The sequence below is a fragment of the Flavobacterium enshiense DK69 genome, from assembly GCF_000498495.1.
Lineage (GTDB): Bacteria > Bacteroidota > Bacteroidia > Flavobacteriales > Flavobacteriaceae > Flavobacterium > Flavobacterium enshiense.
In genome coordinates this window covers 173,990-193,935 of record NZ_AVCS01000004.1, presented here as the reverse complement: position 1 = coordinate 193,935, position 19,946 = coordinate 173,990, and the positions used below count along the sequence as shown (strand labels likewise).

The 19,946-nt window shown below is 36.3% G+C and carries 18 protein-coding genes; 14 read left to right on the top strand and 4 right to left on the bottom strand.

Annotation, left to right across the window (positions count from 1 at the left end; all coding sequences use genetic code 11):
* Positions 1-64 precede the first annotated feature (64 nt).
* The 10 genes from FEDK69T_RS02060 (at position 65) to FEDK69T_RS02015 (ending at position 10,548) form a co-directional block, all read left to right on the top strand.
* Positions 65-670 carry a flavin reductase family protein gene (locus FEDK69T_RS02060; RefSeq protein ID WP_023572483.1) on the top strand — a complete coding sequence of 202 codons (606 nt, stop codon included), beginning with the start codon at positions 65-67 and terminating at the stop codon, positions 668-670.
* A gap of 4 nt (positions 671-674) precedes the next feature.
* Positions 675-1,130 carry an SRPBCC domain-containing protein gene (locus FEDK69T_RS02055; protein ID WP_023572482.1) on the top strand — a complete coding sequence of 152 codons (456 nt, stop codon included), beginning with the start codon at positions 675-677 and terminating at the stop codon, positions 1,128-1,130.
* Positions 1,131-1,212: 82 nt separating this feature from the next.
* Positions 1,213-3,510, top strand: a complete 2,298-nt coding sequence (locus FEDK69T_RS02050) for an oxidoreductase (RefSeq protein ID WP_023572481.1) — start codon at positions 1,213-1,215, stop codon at positions 3,508-3,510.
* Entirely contained in the window at positions 3,511-4,416 is a 906-nt protein-coding gene (locus FEDK69T_RS02045; protein WP_023572480.1) for an alpha/beta fold hydrolase, read from the top strand.
* Between the two features lie 52 nt (positions 4,417-4,468).
* Positions 4,469-6,061, top strand: coding sequence for an AMP-binding protein (locus FEDK69T_RS02040; protein ID WP_023572479.1), 1,593 nt, complete (start codon positions 4,469-4,471; stop codon positions 6,059-6,061).
* A 45-nt stretch (positions 6,062-6,106) separates the two neighbouring features.
* Entirely contained in the window at positions 6,107-6,559 is a 453-nt protein-coding gene (locus FEDK69T_RS15320) for an acyl-CoA thioesterase (RefSeq protein ID WP_023572478.1), read from the top strand.
* A 20-nt stretch (positions 6,560-6,579) separates the two neighbouring features.
* Positions 6,580-7,560 (top strand): carbon-nitrogen hydrolase family protein, encoded by a 981-nt coding sequence (locus tag FEDK69T_RS02030; protein WP_023572477.1) that lies wholly within the window; start codon positions 6,580-6,582, stop codon positions 7,558-7,560.
* Between the two features lie 63 nt (positions 7,561-7,623).
* Positions 7,624-8,733 carry a cupin domain-containing protein gene (locus FEDK69T_RS02025; RefSeq protein WP_023572476.1) on the top strand — a complete coding sequence of 370 codons (1,110 nt, stop codon included), beginning with the start codon at positions 7,624-7,626 and terminating at the stop codon, positions 8,731-8,733.
* 70 nt (positions 8,734-8,803) lie between these two features.
* Entirely contained in the window at positions 8,804-9,712 is a 909-nt protein-coding gene (locus FEDK69T_RS02020) for a fumarylacetoacetate hydrolase family protein (RefSeq protein ID WP_023572475.1), read from the top strand.
* 86 nt (positions 9,713-9,798) lie between these two features.
* Entirely contained in the window at positions 9,799-10,548 is a 750-nt protein-coding gene (locus tag FEDK69T_RS02015) for a maleate cis-trans isomerase family protein (RefSeq protein ID WP_023572474.1), read from the top strand.
* A 41-nt stretch (positions 10,549-10,589) separates the two neighbouring features.
* On the opposite strand, the gene FEDK69T_RS02010 is transcribed toward FEDK69T_RS02015, so the two are convergent.
* The 4 genes from FEDK69T_RS02010 to FEDK69T_RS01995 all read right to left on the bottom strand — a co-directional run bounded on the left by FEDK69T_RS02010 (position 10,590) and on the right by FEDK69T_RS01995 (position 15,457).
* Positions 10,590-12,008 (bottom strand): T9SS type A sorting domain-containing protein, encoded by a 1,419-nt coding sequence (locus FEDK69T_RS02010; protein WP_023572473.1) that lies wholly within the window; start codon positions 12,006-12,008, stop codon positions 10,590-10,592.
* 471 nt (positions 12,009-12,479) lie between these two features.
* A complete protein-coding gene (locus FEDK69T_RS02005; RefSeq protein WP_023572472.1) occupies positions 12,480-13,922 on the bottom strand; it encodes a T9SS type A sorting domain-containing protein in 1,443 nt (480 codons plus the stop codon).
* Between the two features lie 224 nt (positions 13,923-14,146).
* A complete protein-coding gene (locus FEDK69T_RS02000) occupies positions 14,147-14,863 on the bottom strand; it encodes a DUF434 domain-containing protein (RefSeq protein ID WP_023572471.1) in 717 nt (238 codons plus the stop codon).
* Between the two features lie 51 nt (positions 14,864-14,914).
* Positions 14,915-15,457 carry a helix-turn-helix domain-containing protein gene (locus tag FEDK69T_RS01995; protein WP_023572470.1) on the bottom strand — a complete coding sequence of 181 codons (543 nt, stop codon included), beginning with the start codon at positions 15,455-15,457 and terminating at the stop codon, positions 14,915-14,917.
* A gap of 242 nt (positions 15,458-15,699) precedes the next feature.
* On the opposite strand from FEDK69T_RS01995, the gene FEDK69T_RS01990 reads away from it, so the two are divergent.
* The 4 genes from FEDK69T_RS01990 to FEDK69T_RS16070 all read left to right on the top strand — a co-directional run bounded on the left by FEDK69T_RS01990 (position 15,700) and on the right by FEDK69T_RS16070 (position 19,777).
* Positions 15,700-16,908: a serine hydrolase domain-containing protein gene (locus FEDK69T_RS01990; RefSeq protein WP_023572469.1), complete on the top strand. Its 1,209-nt coding sequence runs from the start codon at positions 15,700-15,702 to the stop codon at positions 16,906-16,908.
* Between the two features lie 109 nt (positions 16,909-17,017).
* Positions 17,018-18,319, top strand: coding sequence for a gliding motility protein GldB-related protein (locus tag FEDK69T_RS01985; protein ID WP_051385050.1), 1,302 nt, complete (start codon positions 17,018-17,020; stop codon positions 18,317-18,319).
* Between the two features lie 134 nt (positions 18,320-18,453).
* The gene (locus FEDK69T_RS01980; protein WP_023572467.1) at positions 18,454-19,071 is read left to right on the top strand and encodes an outer membrane beta-barrel protein; all 618 of its coding nucleotides are present in this window, start codon (positions 18,454-18,456) and stop codon (positions 19,069-19,071) included.
* Between the two features lie 547 nt (positions 19,072-19,618).
* Positions 19,619-19,777, top strand: a complete 159-nt coding sequence (locus FEDK69T_RS16070; protein ID WP_023572464.1) for a hypothetical protein — start codon at positions 19,619-19,621, stop codon at positions 19,775-19,777.
* Positions 19,778-19,946: the final 169 nt, after the last annotated feature.

Here is a 19,946-nt window from a genome sequence, read left to right as displayed (position 1 = left end):
ATTTAATCAAAGCCAATGCATTGTAATTACAAATAATTTATTTTATTTGTACAAACATCACAAAATGCACTTTGACCCTGAAATAATTGACCAGAAGGCCACCTATAAGTTATTGACCGGAGCTGTGATTCCGAGGCCAATAGGTTGGATTTCAAGCATTAGTGAAGACGGTATTTTGAATTTAGCCCCGTTTTCCTTCTTCAACGCTGTAGGCGAAGATCCGCCACATGTGATATTTTCAACGGTCCGTCCCAACAATTCCAACAAAGATACTTTGAATAATATTTTGGCTACAAAACAGTTTGTAGTAAATATGGTTGTGGAAGAAATCGTGGAGCAGATGAATATCACTTCACAGTCGGTAGAGTCACATGTTAACGAATTTGAACTGGCTGGTCTTACTCCTGCTCCATCGCTAAAAGTAAAAGCACCAAGAGTAAAAGAAAGTCCGATAAACATGGAATGTGAATTGGTTCATCATTACACTTTAGAGGATAACAGACATGGTGGCGCCACAATAATTGTAGGACGTGTTGTAATGTTTCACATAGATGAAAGTGTTTTATTGGACGATTTCAAAATCAACATGGAAACTTATAAGCCTGTCGCACGTTTGGCAGGTTCTAATTATAGTAAATTAGGAGAGATTTTTTCAATCAAAAGAACATAAGCTGATGACACCAGAAAAATTAGAAATCAACGTTGCCATGCAAATCGGAAAACCGGTTAATGAGGTTTTTGAAGCCATCGTAAATCCCGAAAAAATGACTAATTATTTCATCTCCGAAAGTACCGGAATGATGGAAGAAGGCAAAAAACTGATCTGGAAATTTCCCGAGTTTGATTTCGAATGCCCGGTTCGTGTCGGTAAAGTTGAAAAAGACAAGTACGTTTCATACTACTGGGAAAGCAGCGGAGCCGAATTATTAGTCGAAATGACTTTAACTGAAAGGGAGAACAACACAACATTGGTTTCCATTTCTGAAAAAAGCATGAACAATGATGAAACCGGCCTGCAATGGTTATCCGGAAATTCATTTGGCTGGTCAAATTTCCTGGCTTGTTTAAAAGCTTATCTGGAATACGGAATCAATCTGAGAAAAGGAGCATTCGATTTCATGAAAAAATAAATTTGATATTTACACCATTCATTTTAAAGAATACATAATAAATAAACCGTGGTCTGATCATCTTGCCACGTTAAATTAAAATATGAAAATAACAGTTATAGGTGGTGGTCCTGGCGGACTTTACTTTTCTATCCTTACAAAAAAAGCAATGCCTCATTGCGAAATTAATGTTTACGAGCGTAATAAAGCCGATGATAGTTTTGGTTTCGGAGTTGTTTTTTCCGATGAAACTTTAGGTGAATTTTTAACACGTGATACAAAATCTTATGAATTAATCCGAAGTAAATTTGCTTATTGGGATGACATTATAGTAGCAAGAAACGGAGAAACCGTTAACGCTTCAGGAAACGGATTTTGCGGTTGTTCCCGCAAGACATTGCTTCAATTATTACAGCAACGTTGTCTTGAAGAAGGTGTAAATCTTCACTTCGAACAAAATATAGATGATCTTTCACAATTCAAAGACAGCGACATAATTTTGGCAGCCGACGGAATCGGTAGTGCTATCCGTACTCAATATGCAGACGAATTCGGAACTAAGGTAGAATTACAGAAAAACCGTTTCGTTTGGCTGGGTTCTACAAAACCGTTAGACGCATTTACCTACTTCTTCAGAACGACTCCTTACGGAACAATCGCGGCACACACCTACCAATATGAGACAGGAATGAGTACGTGGATTTTCGAATGTTCTGATGAAACATGGAAAAAAGCAGGGTTTGAAGTGGAAAATGAAGCCGATACAGTTGCAAAACTGACCGAGTTATTCAAAGAAGAACTTGATGGACACCCACTAATTACAAATAAATCACATTGGCGCCAATTCCCGCATGTAACCAACGAAAAATGGCACCATAACAATATAGTTTTACTGGGAGATTCTAAAGCTACAGCCCACTACTCTATCGGTTCAGGAACAAAACTGGCTATGGAATGTGCTATTGCTCTTTCCGACGCGGTTGTTACAAATCCAAATGATATTCAGACTGCCTTTTCCTATTATGAAAAAGCAAGAAGAAACCGTGTTGAGATGATTCAATACGCTGCAAAAGTTTCGTTGGATTGGTTTGAACATATGGACAGACACATGCAGCACCCTTTTTATCAGTTTGCTTTTGGTGTAATGACTCGCGCTAAAAAAGTGACTTATGAAAACCTTCAGCTGCGTGACGCTTCTTTTACTGAAAAGGTTTTAAACGAATTTAATACAATCAACAAAACCGAAAATAAAAAGACTCCTGCTGCCTTTACTCCTTTTACACTCCGTAAAATGACGTTGCAAAACAGAATCGTAATGTCGCCAATGGGACAGTATTCTGCCGAAAACGGCTTGGTTAACGACTGGCATTTTTCACACTACACCACACGTGCATTGGGCGGACTTGGATTGATTTTCACTGAAAAAACAGCAGTTTCAGAAACCGGAAGAATTACTTTAGGATGCACCGGCATTTACACTAAAGAACAAGTGGTTAACTGGAAAAGGATAACTGATTTTATTCACAAAAACACACTAACAAAAATCGGTATTCAGTTAGGACATTCCGGAAGAAAAGGTGCAATGACAAAACCTTGGGAAGGCGGAAAACCTTTAGACCCGCAATGGGAATTACTTTCAGCATCACCAATTCCATTCAAAGAAGGAATGGCCACTCCGAGAGAAATGACTTTAGCAGACATGGACAATATTGTTTCTCAATTTGTTCAGGCAACTAAAAATGCTGATGAGGCCGGATTTGATATAATTGAATTACAAGCACATCACGGATTCTTGTTAGCTTCATTCCTTTCTCCGTTAACAAACCTTCGAACTGATGAGTTTGGTGGTACTATCGAAAACAGATTGAAGTTCCCTATTCGTGTTTTCACCGAAATGAGAAACGTGTTTTCACAAGATAAACCGATGTCGGTGAGAATTTCTGCTACGGATTGGGTAGAGAACGGAATTTCAGAAGAAGATGTCATCACAATTGCCGAAGCATTCAAAAATGCCGGAGCGGATATCATCAGTGTTTCCACAGGAAATACAGTAGCCGAACAACAACCGCAAACAGGCAGAATGTGGCAGACGCCTTTCTCCGATATGGTTCGAAACAGCGCTCACGTCCCAACGATGACCGCAGGCTATATTCAGGATATCGACCAAATTAATACAATTATATTAAACGGTAGAGCTGATTTAGTTTCTTTAGGCCGACCTTTACTACTGGATCCTTTTTTCGTAAGAAACGTTCAGGCCTATGAAAATTTCCAACCGACTGACATCCCAAAACAATATATGGCAGGTACTTCACACTTGTACCCTTTAAAAGCTTCGGAACGAAAAACAGCCGAAGGCATGAAAAAAGCATTAAAACCTGAAAGTCACAAGAAAAACTAAATGAAAAAGATATTTTACATATTTCTTTTTTTAATTCATTTTTCTGTTTTCTCTCAGAAAAGCGAGAATGTTATTACCAGCGGATATTCAAAGTTACATTACAAGACTTTTGGATCAGGAAAACCTATTTTAATCATCAATGGCGGACCAGGCATGAATTGCGAAGGTTTTGGATATGTTGCCGATGAAATTTCAAAAATTGGTTTCCAAACCATAATTTACGATCAGAGAGGCACAGGAAAATCGACTGTTGATAAAATAGACAACGAAACGATTTCCATGGATTTAATGGCTGACGATATGGAAAACCTGAGAAAACATCTCAAAATAGAGAAATGGACAATTTTAGGACATTCATTCGGAGGCATGTTAGCAGCCTATTATGCGACTAAGCATCCACATAATATTGATAAATTGATTTTTTCTTCATCAGGCGGAATAAATATGAATTTTACAAGATATGCTCAGGACCGCATCAATGCCAATTTGACGAAAACCCAAAAAGACAGTGTAGATTACTATCAAAACAAAATGGATAAAGGCGATAATTCGTTGGAAACCAAAAAACTGAGAGCAAAATATTTAGCCAATGCTTATGTTTATAATAAAAAGAATTCCGCTATAATTTCCGAAAGACTTATTCAGGTGAATTTTGATGTCAACAATATTGTTTTTCAAAGTCTGATTAACAACAATTTCGATTGTTCTGGAAAATTCAAAAATTTTCAAAATCCGGTTTTGATACTTCAGGGAGAAAATGACATTATCAGCATTGATACCGCTAAGGAAATAGCAGCATCGTTTCCTAATTCAAAATTGGTCACTTTGCCAAATTGCGGCCATTATGGGTGGTTAGATTCCAAAGAAGCCTACTTTAATGCCTTAAAACAGTTTTTAAAAAATTAAAACCAACACAACTAAATAGATTAACTACTAAGTTTCAGTACGATAAATAAAAATGAAGCATTACGAAGACAATTTCGCTCACGAAAGCTTACCAACTCCGGATCTACAACCGGAATATAATTTTTTAGATTTACCCCAATTCCAACATCCGGAAATGCTAAACTGCGTTGACCGTTTATTGGATTCCCATATTAAGAATGGTAATGGAGACGCTGTTTGTATCCAGACTTTTGAAGAAAAATGGACATACAACGACCTATTTGAAAAAGCAAATCAGATTGCACATGTTTTAGTTGAAGATTTAGGTTTAAAATCCGGAAACCGTGTTCTGATCCGTTCTGCCAACAACCCTATGATGGTAGCCTGCTGGTTTGCCATCCTTAAAGCTGGTGGGATCGTTGTGGCAACAATGCCTTTATTGCGTTCTAAAGAATTAACGACAATTATTGATTGCGCTGAAATCTCACATGCTTTTTGTGACAGTTCACTGGCAGAAGAAATGCAATTGGTTAAGTCTCCTTTCATAAAAAAAGTAAGCTATTACAACAATTCTGATTTGGAAACCCTTATGCAGGGCAAACCAAAAACTTTCGATAATTACCACTCGAAATCAGACAGTATTGCGCTGATCGGTTTTACTTCAGGGACAACCGGTTTACCTAAAATGACTGCGCATTATCATAAAGACATTTTGAATATCTGCGAAGCATTCCCGGCCTTTTCCCTTCAACCGAATAAGGATGATGTTTTTACGGGAAGTCCTCCATTAGGATTTACCTTCGGTTTAGGAGGATTAGTGCTGTTCCCAATGTATTACGGTGCTTCAACGTTCTTAATCGAAAAGCCAACTCCGGATTTGCTTTTAGAAGCTATACAGAAACACAAAGTTTCCATCTGCTTTACTGCTCCGACAGCTTGGCGCGTAATCACTACAAAAGTTAACGATTATGATATCTCCAGCCTTCGTAAGTGTGTATCGGCGGGAGAAACATTGCCCTTAAAAGTGTGGGAAGACTGGTACCATGAAACCGGACTAAAAATCATTGACGGCATCGGTGCCACTGAAATGCTGCATATTTTCATTTCTTCCAACGAAGAAAACATGGTGCCCGGAGCAACAGGAATTCCGGTAAGCGGATATGAAGCAAAAATCGTTGATTTAAAAGGAAACGAACTTCCTAAAAACGAACCTGGTCGCTTAGCTGTTCGCGGCATTACAGGCTGCAAATACCTGAATCGTGAAGAAAAACAACGTGACTATGTTGAAAATGGCTGGAATATTACCGGTGATATTTTTCGTGAGGACGAAAACGGCTATTTCTGGTTTGTAGCACGAGGAGATGACATGATTATTTCTTCCGGTTATAACATTGCTGCTATTGAGGTGGAAAGCGTACTTTTGACACACGAAGAAATTCTTGAATGTGCCGTTGTCGGTTTGCCTGATGAAGAGCGCGGAATGTTGGTTTGCGCCAATATCGTTCTTAAGGAAAAAGATAAAGCAACAGATCAATTGGCTAAAGATATTCAGCAGTGGTTCAAGGAAGTAGCTGCTCCATACAAATATCCAAGAGTGATTAACTTCCTGGATGTATTGCCTAAAACAGAAACCGGTAAAATACAACGTTTTAAACTAAAATCATAAATTACAATTCATCACTTTTGTGACACAGTTGTTCAAATATAAATCATGAATCAACCTTTTATAAAACAAGAAAAAGTCCGCTTCCAGCATATCGATTATGCGGGAATTGTATTCTATCCAAGATTTCTGGAAATGCTTAACGGCATCGTGGAAGACTGGTTTGAAGAAGAACTGGACCGACCATTTTCCAAAATGCACGAGACAAACGGCATTCCGACCGTCGATTTAAAAGTACAGTTCAAAAAAGCTGCCCGTTTAGGCGAAACTTTGACCAAAAAACTATGGGTTAAAAGAATGGGGGATTCTTCCCTCCTATGCGGTTTTAAATTTGAAGATGAAAACGGAAAAACCTGTCTGGAAGGCGAAGTGACTTTAGTTAACGTAAAAATCGCAGAAGACCGCCATACTATTTCTGCTGAGACTTTCTCTGAAGAAATGAAGCAAAAAATATCTAAATTCGTAATTGATTTAGAACAGTTTAAAACTCATAATTTATAACTTATAACTCATAATTGAGAATGGATTTTTCAAAATTCAAAGCCGCAACCGTTCAGACGTCGCCCGTTTTTCTAAATGTAGAAAAAACAGTCGAAAAAGCGATTTCTTTCATTAAAGAAGCAAGCAGCAACGGAGCGCAGTTAATAGCATTTCCCGAAGTATTCATTGCCGGTTATCCATACTGGAACTGGATTATGACTCCGGTTCAGGGCAGCAAATGGTATGAAGAATTATATAAAAATTCGGTTGCTGTTGAAGATGATGCCATGCAGCCATTATATCAGGCCGCTAAAGACAATAACATCCATATTGTAATCGGGATTAACGAGCGAGGTAAAAGTTTTGGTGAGATTTACAACACCAACTTAATCATCGACAACAACGGAAAGCTTATCGGAAGACACCGAAAGTTAGTTCCAACATGGGCTGAGAAACTAACCTGGACATCGGGAGACGGTTCATCTTTGAAAGTTTATGACACTGAAATTGGTCCGATCGGAACGTTGGCGTGTGGTGAGAACACCAATACGTTAGCACGTTTTACGCTTTTATCGCAAGGCGAATTGATTCACATAGCGAATTACATTTCCTTACCGGTTGCGCCACCAGACTACAATATGGCTGAAGCAATTAAGATCCGTGCAGCTGCACATTCTTTCGAAGGAAAATTATTCACCATTGTTTCGTGTTCTACGATTTCTCAGGAAATCATGGATGCATTGCGTGATGATGTTCCGAATGTGGATGAATTGCTGACACGCAAAAACTCAGCTTTCTCAGGATTTGTGGGCCCGAACGGAGCAGTTATTGGAGAGCCGTTAATTGACGAGGAAGGAATCGCTTATGCTGAAATTGATTTGGCAAAATGTATTCAACCAAAGCAAATGCACGATATTCTTGGACATTACAACCGATTTGACATTTTCGATTTACGTGTGAATGTATCACCGACGAGAAAGATTACTTTTATTGACGATCAGGAGGAATTTTACAAAAGATAAAGTGTACAGAAGGGATGGACAGCAAAAATGCCCAAGCCATTCGCTTCAAAAAGTAAAAAAAATATGGAAGATAAATTTTCAGATGACGTAATAGGCCGTGCACGAGTTCAGGACTCTCCGGAACTAATAGCTTATTATAAAGAATTGGAAGACCTTGGTGCCGGAGCACTATGGACTGTTGCCAATGATATAGAACCTTGGGAACCCCGTTCCTCTTCTGTTCCTATGCTTTGGAAATATGAAGATTTGCGTTCACTGGTTTTAAAATCATCCGAATTGGTTACACCGGAACAGGCAGGCCGTCGTGTGGTTTATTTGGTAAACGACAAACGCAAAGACGTGAGTGCTGCCGTGGGATGGTTGTATACAGGAATTCAGGTTACACGTCCGGGCGAAAGCACATCGGCACACCGTCACAAAGCCTCTGCCCTACGTTTTATCATGGAAGGAAGTAAAGGCTATACTGTAGTGGATGGTAATAAAATCATGCTGGAAGTCAACGATTTCGTGATTACGCCAAATTCGACCTGGCATGAGCACGGTGTAGAAGCAGACGGGGAAACATGCATTTGGCAGGACGGTTTGGACATTCCGTTGGTAAATGCGCTGGAAGCTAATGATTATGCGGTTTTTGACGGAAAACAACCTTTGGTCTCGCCTATCAACCACTCTCCGATGACCTATGGCGGAACAGGATTGATTCCTGCTGATAAAGAATGGAACAAAGCCTATTCGCCATTATTCAAATATTCATGGAAAAACGTGTATCCGGCTTTATTGGAAGTTGCCAAAGTAAATGAAGGCTCTCCTTTTGACGGGATTATCATGCAGTATTCCAACCCATTAACGGGTGGACATGTAATGCAGACCATGGGAGCATCGATGCAGTTATTACCGGCTGGTTTTAAAGGAAAAGCTCACAAACATACGGGTTCGTTCGTATACCAATGTGCGAAAGGCCACGGTTACACCATCATTAACGGTAAGCGTTTTGACTGGAAAGAAAGAGATATTTTCTGTGTACCGTCATGGGCTTGGCACGAACACGTGAATTTATCAGAAACGGATGATGCTTGTTTATTCTCATTCAATGATTTACCGGTGATTGAATCATTGGGATTGTATCAGGACAGAGAATATACCGAAAACAATGGGCACCAGGAATTAATTTAGAAGAAAGAAAATAGAACATAGATAATAGATTAAAACTTTGTAACTCAGTTACTCAGAAACTTAAAAGAAAATGAAACTACTTACATACAAAACAAAAGAGTCTGAATCAAGATTAGGTTTTATACACAATAACCGCGTGGTGGATATGGAAGATTTTGGAGGAATTCATAACTTCCCGCTTCCTGACGACATGTTGGACTTAATTGACATGGGATTTGAAGTTATTGCGGAAATCAATGAAATGATTGGAAATACAAGAGAAATTGATTTTGAAATGATTTCTTTCCCAATGCATGACGTAACGATTTTGGCGCCTATCGAAAAACCGAGAAAAAACATCATTGGAATCGGATTGAATTATACAGAACACGTAGCGGAAAGTGCACGTACTTTGGATACTTCAAACGAATTGCCACAACAACCCGTAATTTTCTCCAAACCACCAACAACGGTTACGGCTACCAATACGGAGATTTTACACAATCCAAGACTAACCCAACAATTAGACTGGGAAGTTGAATTAGCAGTAGTTATCGGGAAAGAAGGAAAATATGTTCCGAAAGAAAATGCTATGGATTATGTTTTTGGTTATACCGTGATTAACGATATTTCTGCGAGAGATTGCCGCCGTTCTGGACAGTGGATCGTTTCCAAAGGTCAGGATACTTTCGCTCCGATGGGACCGGTTTTGGTAACTAAAGACGAAATCCAAGATCCGCACAACCTGAATTTATCGTTAAAACTAAACGGAGTTGAAAAACAAAATTCCAATACAAAATTCATGTTATTCAACATCAACGATTTAATTAATGACTTAAGTACTGTTTTCACTTTAGAACCAGGTGACATCATTGCTACGGGAACTCCAGCCGGTGTTGGTGCAGGAAGAAATCCTCAGGAATGGATGTGGAACGGCGACGTGGTGGAAGCTACTGTGGAAGGCATCGGAACAATTGTAAATACGATTAAAGAAATATAATTATCAGATAATAGAGTAAAGAACAAAGAGCAATTTTAAAAAGCTTTTTTAGAATTGCTTTTTACCCTGGTTCAAAAAAATAAGAAATGAAAAAGTTTAGAATAGGACAAATTGTACCGTCGTCAAATGTAACGATGGAAACCGAAATCCCTGCCATTTTCCGTTCCCGTGAGACCATTTTACCGGAGCGTTTTACTTTCCATTCAAGTAGAATGAGAATGAAAAAAGTAACCAAAGAAGAATTGGAAGCAATGGATGCCATGAGTTTAAAATGTGCTCAGGAGTTATCCGATGCGCATGTAGACGTAATGGGTTATGCATGTTTGGTGGCTATTATGAGCATGGGACGTGGTTATCACTGTGTTTCTGAAGTAAACTTACACCAGGAAACCATCGCCAACGACTTCCCTACTCCAATCGTAACCAGTGCCGGTGCATTGATAAACGGATTGAAAGTATTAGGTGCGAAAAAGGTATCTGTTATTACTCCATACATGCGTCCGCTTACCGACTTGGTTGTGGATTATATCGAGCACCAAGGTTTTGAAGTAGTTGATTCGATTGCATTGGAAATCCCTGATAATTTGGAAGTGGCTGCTCAGAATCCATTGAATTTATTGGAAATCTACAAACGATTGGATTTAACTGGAGTTGATGTTTTGGTAGCATCCGCTTGTGTACAGATGCCATCTTTGGAAGCAATAGACCAAATTCAGAAAGAAGTGGGAATTCCGGTAATTTCTGCTGCGGTTTGTACCACATATGAAATGATGAAGAAATTGGGTATTGAAGCTAAAGCCCCTATAGGAGGAGAATTGTTAAGCGGAAAATATTAATACAAAAAAAGAGTTTCGATTGAAACTCTTTTTTTTTGTTTTTAATTTTTTACAAACCTAGATGTGAAAATAGAATCATCGGTTTTGACTTTAAGCAGATACACCCCACTTGAAAAATCGCTCACATCGATCACATCTTTACTTGGCATATTGAAATCAATTTTTTTCATGGTAATATCATAGATTTCAAGTTCGCTTATATCAGCACCGTTCAAATTATCTGAAAGTTGTATATGCAGGTTATCAGCAACCGGATTCGGATAAACCCTCATCGCTGTACTGTTAAATTCGGAATTTGAAAGACGTGTGGAGTTAAGGCGTATAATATGGTTCACCGGAACCTCATTATATACCGTGAAATACCCACTAATTAATATTTTACCATCGGGTTGAATCGCAACACACTCCACATGACCATTTAACCCTCTTCTTGGATCAAATGTTTCATCAATTGACCCATCAATATTAAGCCTTGCAATTCCGCGAAAATTATAACCGTTATAATAGGTACAAGTAGATCCAGCCATAATTATTTTACCATCTTCCTGTAAACCGACTGGATGAGGAAGACATAAAGCACCATCTGATAGAGGTTGAAACACGGTAATCACATTTCCGTTCGAATCCAATCGCACAAAATTATATCCTATTTCATCACCTGAATTTGAAAGAACCCTGAAAGGCCATGCAATTAAAATATTACCGTTTTTTTCGAGTGCCAAAAATTTAGGTCTCCATAAATCTCCGTATGTCCAATCGATATTTGAAGGCTCTTGAAAATCGTTATTCAATTCCCCATTTGAATTTAAACTAAAAATCCTTCTCTCATGTCCTCCCTCTATAGTTACATAACCAATCGCTAAAATTTTATTATCAGGCCTTAAAACAATGTTTGAAATTGACGTACCATAGTCCAGGTTATCATCAAGAGAAGAATTAAAGGAAGGATCTAATCCTCCAAGTGGATTAATTCGTGCAATCCATTTTGGAAAATATCCACCGACAAGAATTTTACCATCAGGCTGAACTGCAATAGACTCAACAAAATCTATACCTGGAGCGAAAGGAATAAAATCTAAGGAACCATTTGAACTTATTCCGGCCAGATAAATATTACTTGTTTCCTCTGCATTTCTACGAAAACGTCCACCAATTAGAATCCTACCATTAGATTGAATAACTACTGCCCTTACCTCTCCAATAAGATTTATACCTGTACCGGTAGCAAAGCTCATATCAACAGAACCATTTGAATTTAATCGACTTATTTTGGAAGCCTCGACAAAATCTCCGCCATTATAAAATCTTTCCACAACTATGATCTTTCCATCAGATTGAAGTTTTATAATTGCGTCAGGACTGATACTTCCCTGAACTTTAAAACTCGTATCCAAACTCCCATCTTGAGCTAAGCCAATTATTGAGGCTAGAAAACTGATTAAAAAAATAATTTTTCTCATAATGCTAATCTTTAAAATTAAACAATCAGGAAAAATTTGAGGCACATAAAGTTACTTCCCAAAACCTTTTTCTCCTACATCTAATCAAGGAAGTCACTTTTTCAATGTCATTATAATCAAACATTTACAACTAAACAACAATTATCTTTTCTACTCAAAACATAAGGTTATAAAGTATCCTAAACCGTTGGTTATTAATTTACTGAATCATGAAGAAATTAGGTATTGAAGCGAAATCTGCTATTGGAGGAGAATTATTAAGCGGAAAATATTAGTCGATTAAATCTCATTATTTTATGTCATGCCAACAAAAGGAACTGAATACTCATAACCTACTCTGAATCCCGATTCGCCGGCATGACAGATATAATTTTGATCCATGATTGAAACCGATAAATAATGTTAAAAAATAATTAAGCATTATACGTTACAATAAAAAATGAGTTTCAATTGAAACTCATTTTTTATTTTTTAATGTTTTACAAACTTAGATGTATAGACGGAATAATCTGTTTTTATTTTAATCACATAAACTCCAGCTGAAAAATCGCTAACATCGATTACGTCATTATTTAGTCCGTCGAAATCGATTTTTTTCATCGTTACATCATAAATTTCAAGTTCATCTATATCTACATCACTCATACCTTCGGGATATTGGAGATACAGAAAATCCGCGACCGGATTCGGGTAAATACTTAAACCTAAACTGTCAAATTCACTAGCTGAGAGTCTTTCGGTAGTAAGACGGATAATGTTTGGAACTGCGACTCCATCGAATTCGTTAAAATAACCGACGATTATTATTTTTCCATCAGGCTGAATGGCAACATTAGATATTGGCCCATTTGTACCATTTCCTGAATTGAAAATATCATCATTCGAACCATCGTTGTTTAACCGTGAAATTCCGTGAAATTCGGTTCCATAGTAATCTATACATTCATTACCGGTCATTATTATTTTCCCATCATCCTGTAAGGCAGCCGGAAAAATACCCAAAACACATTCGTTTGTATAAGGTACAGGGTGAAACAAAGTCACTAGATTTCCATCTGGCGATAATCTAATGAAATTATATCCGGTGGTTTCATTCGATTCTGAGAAAACTCTAAATGTTCCTCCAATCAAAACATTATCGTTTTTTTCATGGGCAAAAAATTGTGGTCTCGCTGAATTTTCGTCACCCCAATCAATATTTAGAGGTTCATTAAAAGTAGTGTCTAATTTACCATCTGAGTTTAAATAAAATACCCTTCTTTCAATTCCATTAACAAAAACATTACCAGTTACCAAAATTCTATTATCTGGTGAAATTATAGCAATATTTGATACCGATTCATCTCTCGTCTTAACATTAATAGGTGAATTAAAAAACGGATCTAAGAATCCATTGGAATACAACCTTGCAACACCTTTAGTGAAATTTCCACCGATCAGGATTTTGTCGTCAGGCAAAACTGCTATGGTTTCGATGCCGGTAAGATCAACTTTTGCAAAACTTTCATCGAGAGTACCATCTTGGTTTAGACGAGTTAAATTTTGAAAACTGTCAATATTATCTTTCGTAGTGTCGCCTATTTTAAAAAAGATCCCTTTACCTGCGATTAAAATCTTACCGTCTGATTGCATTGCAAAAGTGGTAACCTCTGGTAAAATAGTTATTCCAATTCCCATAGCAAAAGTCATATCATAAGATCCATCTGAATTTAAACGACTTATTCTAGTGGATTCAATCAAACCATCTCTACCGATGAATCTTTCCACTAACAATATTTTACCGTCTGGCTGTACTTTAAGAATCGTTTCCGGACTAATTGTCCCCGGAAAATTAAAACTCATATCCAAAGAACCGTCCTGAGCAAAACCAATTAATGAGGCAAGAAAACTGATAAAAAAAATAATTTTTCTCATAACGTTAATCTTTTAAGAATTAAACAATCAGGAAAAATTTGAGGTATGTAAAGATACGATTTAATCTGCCTTTTTATCGAGAAAATCAACACTTTTAACTAGTTAATTAACTAATAATCAATTAATTACGCAATGAATTAAAAATAAAATCGCAAATATGTGTTGAAAGACATTCAATAGAATAAAGTAATATCATCCTAATTTTTACTAGCCATTATTTATCTTTAAAAATCAACTTCAAAAACTGTGGCTGGAATTTTTTCATCTTCAATCAAATGGCCAATGAAATTAAACCACTGGGAACAATTTCTGATGATAAAAGCGTCTGATGAAACTGTGATTTTCTGTAGGTCGATGATGGACTGATCCGCATTGTTCTCCAAAATAACACACCAATTTAGATTTTCTTTGACCGCTAATTCCTCAATCATTTTTTTTATCCTTCCACTGTTTGACACTGGCTTATCAAATATCCATATAATATTTCCGATTTCGTGCTTTTTATAAAACCCGGCAACACAATCCAAAGCTTGAGAAGTCTGACTAACCTTTTTATAAGTTCCGTGTACACTTGACAAATCACGATAGCAACCATCCAACCCCTTGAACAAATACGCGTTGGAAAACAAACTTTCCAGTAAAATAAGTACATTGAACCCATCCAATACTAAATCTTTCCCTTTCAAATTTTCAATACTGACTGCCTTACTTTTCACAACAGTCAACTGCTCCTCCGATGCAGCCATGCTTTGAATCGCCCGAATCTGTCTTTGGGTCAATTTGTACCGTGTTCCAACTGTCTGCAAGGCATTCTTTTCGGAATAATTTCTGGAGAGCAGATAATGTAAATCCCATAAAGCTTCTTTAAAAATCAGTCGCGCCTGACTTCCAAACAATACATCGTCTTTTGCTTCTTTCCCCCTATTGGATTGCTTTCCCATAAACTCAAATGAATTTTATTTATAATTCCGATGCATCAATCATCGGATGCATCAATCATTTATACTTAATTTATATTGCTTTAACTCCTTTTCCAGTTCCTTCTGATACTTTTGAAGCGCATTTAATTTAAGCTCCAATTTTTTCTGTACAGAAAGCCCGTTTTTTTCCATTCCTCTCAAAGCTTTAGTACGTATCATGTTGATAAACTCTTTTCCGGGTTTTTCACTTTCCTCAAGCTGAGTTTCAAAATACTCAACAAGCTGTAAAGTTGAAAGACTTTTTTGGTGATTTGATTGCAAACGCGATAGTTCTCGCTCAATCAATGCCTGTTTATATTTATTTTTGACGAGTTCTACTTCCAACAGTTGGACAATTTTAGCGTTTTCATATTCCTTGTCTATATGCAGCACCTTTTCCTGCTCCTTGTTTTGCAGATAATTATGCATGGTTGCCAGTTTCTGCATTGCTTTGGAAGGCAAATCGCGCTGCCCAATTTCAAACATAGCCAAATGGCTTTTGGCAACCCTTAACAACATGGCAGTTTCTTCCTGAGTTAATCCCAATGCCTCTCTTAGGTTTTTTGATTTAACCATAGTTATATGATTTGATATTGTGATTATTTTGTATTTATATTTTATTTAACCACTAAAATGTGATTATATTTTATTAGATTTTTATTTGATCACAATTTAGTGATTCTTTTCAAGAATAAATACTTTCAATCACAAGACTATTTGCGATTTGTTATTTTTTAGATGTATTTTATTACATTTGTTATAAATAACTCAAAAACAGATTTACGTAAATCAATCAAAAAATCAATCTCAAAACGAAGATGAAATCAAAATTTGCAATTACCCTTTCTTTGGTAATCCACTTTTTATGTCAAAATATTTCAGGTCAGAGCCAAACCAATTCTGCAAAAGACATCAAAGCTTCCATTGATAGTTTTTTGGAAAAGAAAATTGCTGAAACCGGTATTGTGGGAATAGGTGCCGCTATAATCATCGATAAAAACTTAGTTTGGGAAAAAGGATACGGCTATGCCGACAGGGAAAATAAAATCCCGTTTACTCCCTCGACCATCATGAATATTGCTTCTATTAGCAAGACTTTTACCGGAGCATGCATTATGAAAGCTGTTGAAGACGGTAAGCTTTCACTTGATGAAGACATTAATAACTATTTGCCATTCAGAGTGGTTAACCCTAATTTTCCAAATGAAAAAATTACATTAAGACAACTGGCAACACACACCTCCGGATTGGCTGACCGCTACCCTTTTTATACGGATAGCACTTACTTTCATGGCGGAAATAAACCAGAACCCTTAGGAGAATTTTTAAAAAACTATTTTACTCCGGAAGGTAAATATTATTCAAAAAACAATTTTTTAAAATCAAAACCCGGAACTTATCGTGATTACTCCAATATTGGCGCCGGTTTGGCCGGTTACATTGTTGAACTGAGAACTGGGAAAAAACTAAACGAATACGCAAAAAAACATATTTTCAAACCTCTGAATATGGTTGATACCGGTTGGTCTTTAAGCGAAATCAATATCAATAAACACGCTAAACTTTACAAAAAGCACGGTGATGTCATTGAACCAATCCAACTATATGAACAAACAACGTATCCCGATGGAGGCATTCGTACTTCTGTAAATGATTTGTCTAAGTTTTTTATCTGCTTATTGAATGATGGAAAATATGGTAATACGAGTATTTTAAAAAAGAAAACAATTGATGAAATGCTCCGGTTCCAATTCAATGAATCAAACAAGCCTGAAAATGTAAAATTAGACAAACTAAATTCAGGGATTTTTTGGGCTACAAAGATGGGCGCTACACGAATTGGCCATAACGGTTCCGATCCAGGGGTAAGAACTTTTATGCTTTCCGATACTAATAAAGAAATTGGTATACTGCTTTTTTTCAATACATCTTTCAGTGAAAAGGAAGAGGGTATTTTCTTCGAAATTTATGACGGGCTCTACAAATATGCATCCGATTTAAAAAAAGAAAAAGTAACAAGCCGATAACGTTAAGCATTGAAAAAACAGATGTATTTTATTACATTTGAAGATTACAACTAATTATCTGTATGTATTTTACATTTTTTATTTAGCAAGAATTAATTCTTCTATAACCATGAACAGAATCATAATGCTTATTCTTATCGCACTTTTCGGTGCAAAAGCAATTTCTCAGGAGAAAAAAGTAATCTTTACTTCAGACATTGATAATTTTTGGATTGCTTATGACAGCATTAAAACAGCTAAAAACTATTCCCAAAAAATCCAGCTAATTAATGCTTTGTATATATCAAAAGGGACCAAAGGTTTAAAAGCCTTTATGGAAGTCCGAGAGTATAACGATACCCTTTGGGTTGATTTAATAGAAAAACTCCCGAAATTCTGGAATTCAGTACGTCACAATACTCTGGAAGTAAAAAATAAACTTCCTCAATTTGAACAAGCTATTGAACGGCTGAAACAAATTTATCCGGAACTGAAAGATGCCGAAATCTACTTTGCGATAGGCGGAGTAAACACTGGAGGAACAGTAAAGGACAATGCCGTTTTAATTGGGAGTGAAATTGCAACAGGTGATTCAAAAACCGATGTTTCAGAGTTTAAAAATGACTGGTTAAAAAATGTGTTCCAGAAACAATCCATGGACCACATTGTCACTTTAAACATTCACGAATACATCCATACACAACAAAGAGGTGAAAAAAATCAAGTCTTGAGTCAGAGCATAAGAGAAGGCTCCTGCGATTTCATAACAGAACTGGTCATGGAACAACCCTTAAGCACACAATATCTTACTTATGGAAGAAACAATGCCGAGTCGGTTAAGAGCTTGTTTAAAAAGGAAATGTTTACCGATAATTTTACCAACTGGTTATACAATGGCAGCCAAAAAGGAGAAAGTGCCGATTTAGGGTATTATATCGGTTATGAAATTTGCAAAGCTTACTATAATCAGGCAACAGATAAGGCAAAGGCAATCAAAACCATTATCGAATTAAATTACGATGATGATAAAGCCGTTGAAGCGTTTTTGATGCAATCTAAATTTTATCCTGAAAAAATAAACAAGGAAAAACTAATTAAGGAATACGATAAAAATTGTCCGCATATAGTAAAAATAGGCCCTTTTAAAAACGGTGCAACAGATGTGAGTACCGATATAAAAGAGTTAAGCATAACCTTCTCAAAAGAAATGAAACCTAACAGTTATTCCATTAATTTTTCAGCTAAAGGAAAAGATTATTTCCCTTTAACAGGAGTTAAAGGACTTGAAGACAACGGAAAGACCCTTGTACTGAAGGCCGAGTTAAAACCGAACAAAGAATACGAATTTGTGATTACCAATCGCGGATTTCAATCTGCTGATGGGTACAAACTAAAGGAGAATGAATATCTGGTAAAATTCAAAACGAAATAGTTAACACCACGCTGCAAACTACCCTAAAACCTAAAAGAAGATTTTGACAAGTAAAACAAATATTATATTTTTGTACTAATATTCTTAACTTATTAAGCATTTTTATGACACTAACAATTATAAACAAAACCATAATGAAAAGACTATTTGCCCTATCGCTTCTATTACTGCTTAACACTACTTTACAAGCCCAAGAAGAGAAAAAATCAAAAGTAGGCCTACTCATATTTGGAGGAATCGGATACGGTAAAATCATGAATGAATCAGAACCTAACTACAATTTAAACAGCAACACTGGAGAAATATTAGTTAATTACAGGTTTTCAAAAATTGTCGGAATTGCTTCAGGCATCAATTATACTGTATTAAATGGGAATGGATTTAATTCAAATGGAAATTTTTATCACGAAAGAGGCATGATTAAATTCCCTCTTTTAGCTACCTTTTCTGTTCCGATGGCTGAACATATGAAAATGTTTCTAAGCATAGGGCCTTATGCAAGTAAAATAACCAGTGATGAATACCAATTCCTTTATGGTACAGAAAAAGATGTTTTTGACAGTTGGAATTTTGGAAGTCAAATGAACGTGGGATTCTCATACCAATTAAATAAAGAATGGGGCATTGGAATGAACTTCTCAGGGCAATCGGATTTTGCTGAAATTGAATCAAACAACAATGCCGTTGTCAACGGAAAACAAAAAACCAAAAGCCTAACCAATTTAGGATTGTTCTTTACTGTCGACTTTTAAAAAGCCTTCTTTGCGAAATAGCCTCATCAAATTATTTCATTCAATATAAAACACTATGAATATGAAAAAAAATATATTTCAAAATCCAAGCAAAAAAGCGTTAATCCTATTTGCTATTTTGTCATTTACAGGGATATCGTTAATGATTTTAGCCATGTCTGATTTGTTTACTGAATCAGTTTTTCAAAAAAGATATTTGATGTTTTGGTTTTTAATTATAACAAACCTAATGTTTTTGATTAGGCTATTCGTCAATTATTCAAAGAACAAGAAAATATAAAAGTGGCTTTATCATCCACTATGTTAACTGTAACCAAATTCAACATTCTTTAAATCAAAATTTATGGCATTTAACGAAAGTACTGCCCAAAGAATTCGGGAATTCTTTCAGCAAAAAAATGTTGACTTTTACGAAAAGAAAATGTTCAGTGGCGTGTGCTTTATGGTTGATGATAAAATGTGTTGCGGAACTCATATCGATAAAAAAACAAATGAAGATTTTTTGCTTTGCTGAATCGGTGAAGAGGCTTACGCAAAACCAATCGAAATGGATAATGTCATTCCAATGGAATTCACTGGAAAACCAATGGACGGTTTTATATTTGTTACTGAAAGCGGACATAAAAGTGCAAAAGAGTTAGCCTATTGGTTACAGCTTTGTTTAAACTTTAATCCGCTTGCTAAAGCGAGTAAAAAAAGAAAATAGTTGTGTCCAATTCTATTAAAAAATGTAATTAAATAAAAATCAACATTTTATCAATATTTTTCTTAATTTTATAGGAACGAAAGTAAGCATGTTTTTTCTTTCGGAGGCCCCTTTTTAATGTATTCATGTCATTGGAAAACACAACTTTCCAATAACAATCAACAGATTG

Excerpts from the sequence above, each read along its gene's own strand:
- FEDK69T_RS02060 (WP_023572483.1), top strand. The coding sequence starts at position 65 with ATGCACTTTGACCCTGAAATAATTGACCAGAAGGCCACCTATAAGTTA.
- FEDK69T_RS02055 (WP_023572482.1), top strand. The coding sequence starts at position 675 with ATGACACCAGAAAAATTAGAAATCAACGTTGCCATGCAAATCGGAAAA.
- FEDK69T_RS02050 (WP_023572481.1), top strand. The coding sequence starts at position 1,213 with ATGAAAATAACAGTTATAGGTGGTGGTCCTGGCGGACTTTACTTTTCT.
- FEDK69T_RS02045 (WP_023572480.1), top strand. The coding sequence starts at position 3,511 with ATGAAAAAGATATTTTACATATTTCTTTTTTTAATTCATTTTTCTGTT.
- FEDK69T_RS02040 (WP_023572479.1), top strand. The coding sequence starts at position 4,469 with ATGAAGCATTACGAAGACAATTTCGCTCACGAAAGCTTACCAACTCCG.
- FEDK69T_RS15320 (WP_023572478.1), top strand. The coding sequence starts at position 6,107 with ATGAATCAACCTTTTATAAAACAAGAAAAAGTCCGCTTCCAGCATATC.
- FEDK69T_RS02030 (WP_023572477.1), top strand. The coding sequence starts at position 6,580 with ATGGATTTTTCAAAATTCAAAGCCGCAACCGTTCAGACGTCGCCCGTT.
- FEDK69T_RS02025 (WP_023572476.1), top strand. The coding sequence starts at position 7,624 with ATGGAAGATAAATTTTCAGATGACGTAATAGGCCGTGCACGAGTTCAG.
- FEDK69T_RS02020 (WP_023572475.1), top strand. The coding sequence starts at position 8,804 with ATGAAACTACTTACATACAAAACAAAAGAGTCTGAATCAAGATTAGGT.
- FEDK69T_RS02015 (WP_023572474.1), top strand. The coding sequence starts at position 9,799 with ATGAAAAAGTTTAGAATAGGACAAATTGTACCGTCGTCAAATGTAACG.
- FEDK69T_RS02010 (WP_023572473.1), bottom strand. The coding sequence starts at position 12,008 with ATGAGAAAAATTATTTTTTTAATCAGTTTTCTAGCCTCAATAATTGGC.
- FEDK69T_RS02005 (WP_023572472.1), bottom strand. The coding sequence starts at position 13,922 with ATGAGAAAAATTATTTTTTTTATCAGTTTTCTTGCCTCATTAATTGGT.
- FEDK69T_RS02000 (WP_023572471.1), bottom strand. The coding sequence starts at position 14,863 with ATGGGAAAGCAATCCAATAGGGGGAAAGAAGCAAAAGACGATGTATTG.
- FEDK69T_RS01995 (WP_023572470.1), bottom strand. The coding sequence starts at position 15,457 with ATGGTTAAATCAAAAAACCTAAGAGAGGCATTGGGATTAACTCAGGAA.
- FEDK69T_RS01990 (WP_023572469.1), top strand. The coding sequence starts at position 15,700 with ATGAAATCAAAATTTGCAATTACCCTTTCTTTGGTAATCCACTTTTTA.
- FEDK69T_RS01985 (WP_051385050.1), top strand. The coding sequence starts at position 17,018 with ATGAACAGAATCATAATGCTTATTCTTATCGCACTTTTCGGTGCAAAA.
- FEDK69T_RS01980 (WP_023572467.1), top strand. The coding sequence starts at position 18,454 with ATGAAAAGACTATTTGCCCTATCGCTTCTATTACTGCTTAACACTACT.
- FEDK69T_RS16070 (WP_023572464.1), top strand. The coding sequence starts at position 19,619 with ATGGATAATGTCATTCCAATGGAATTCACTGGAAAACCAATGGACGGT.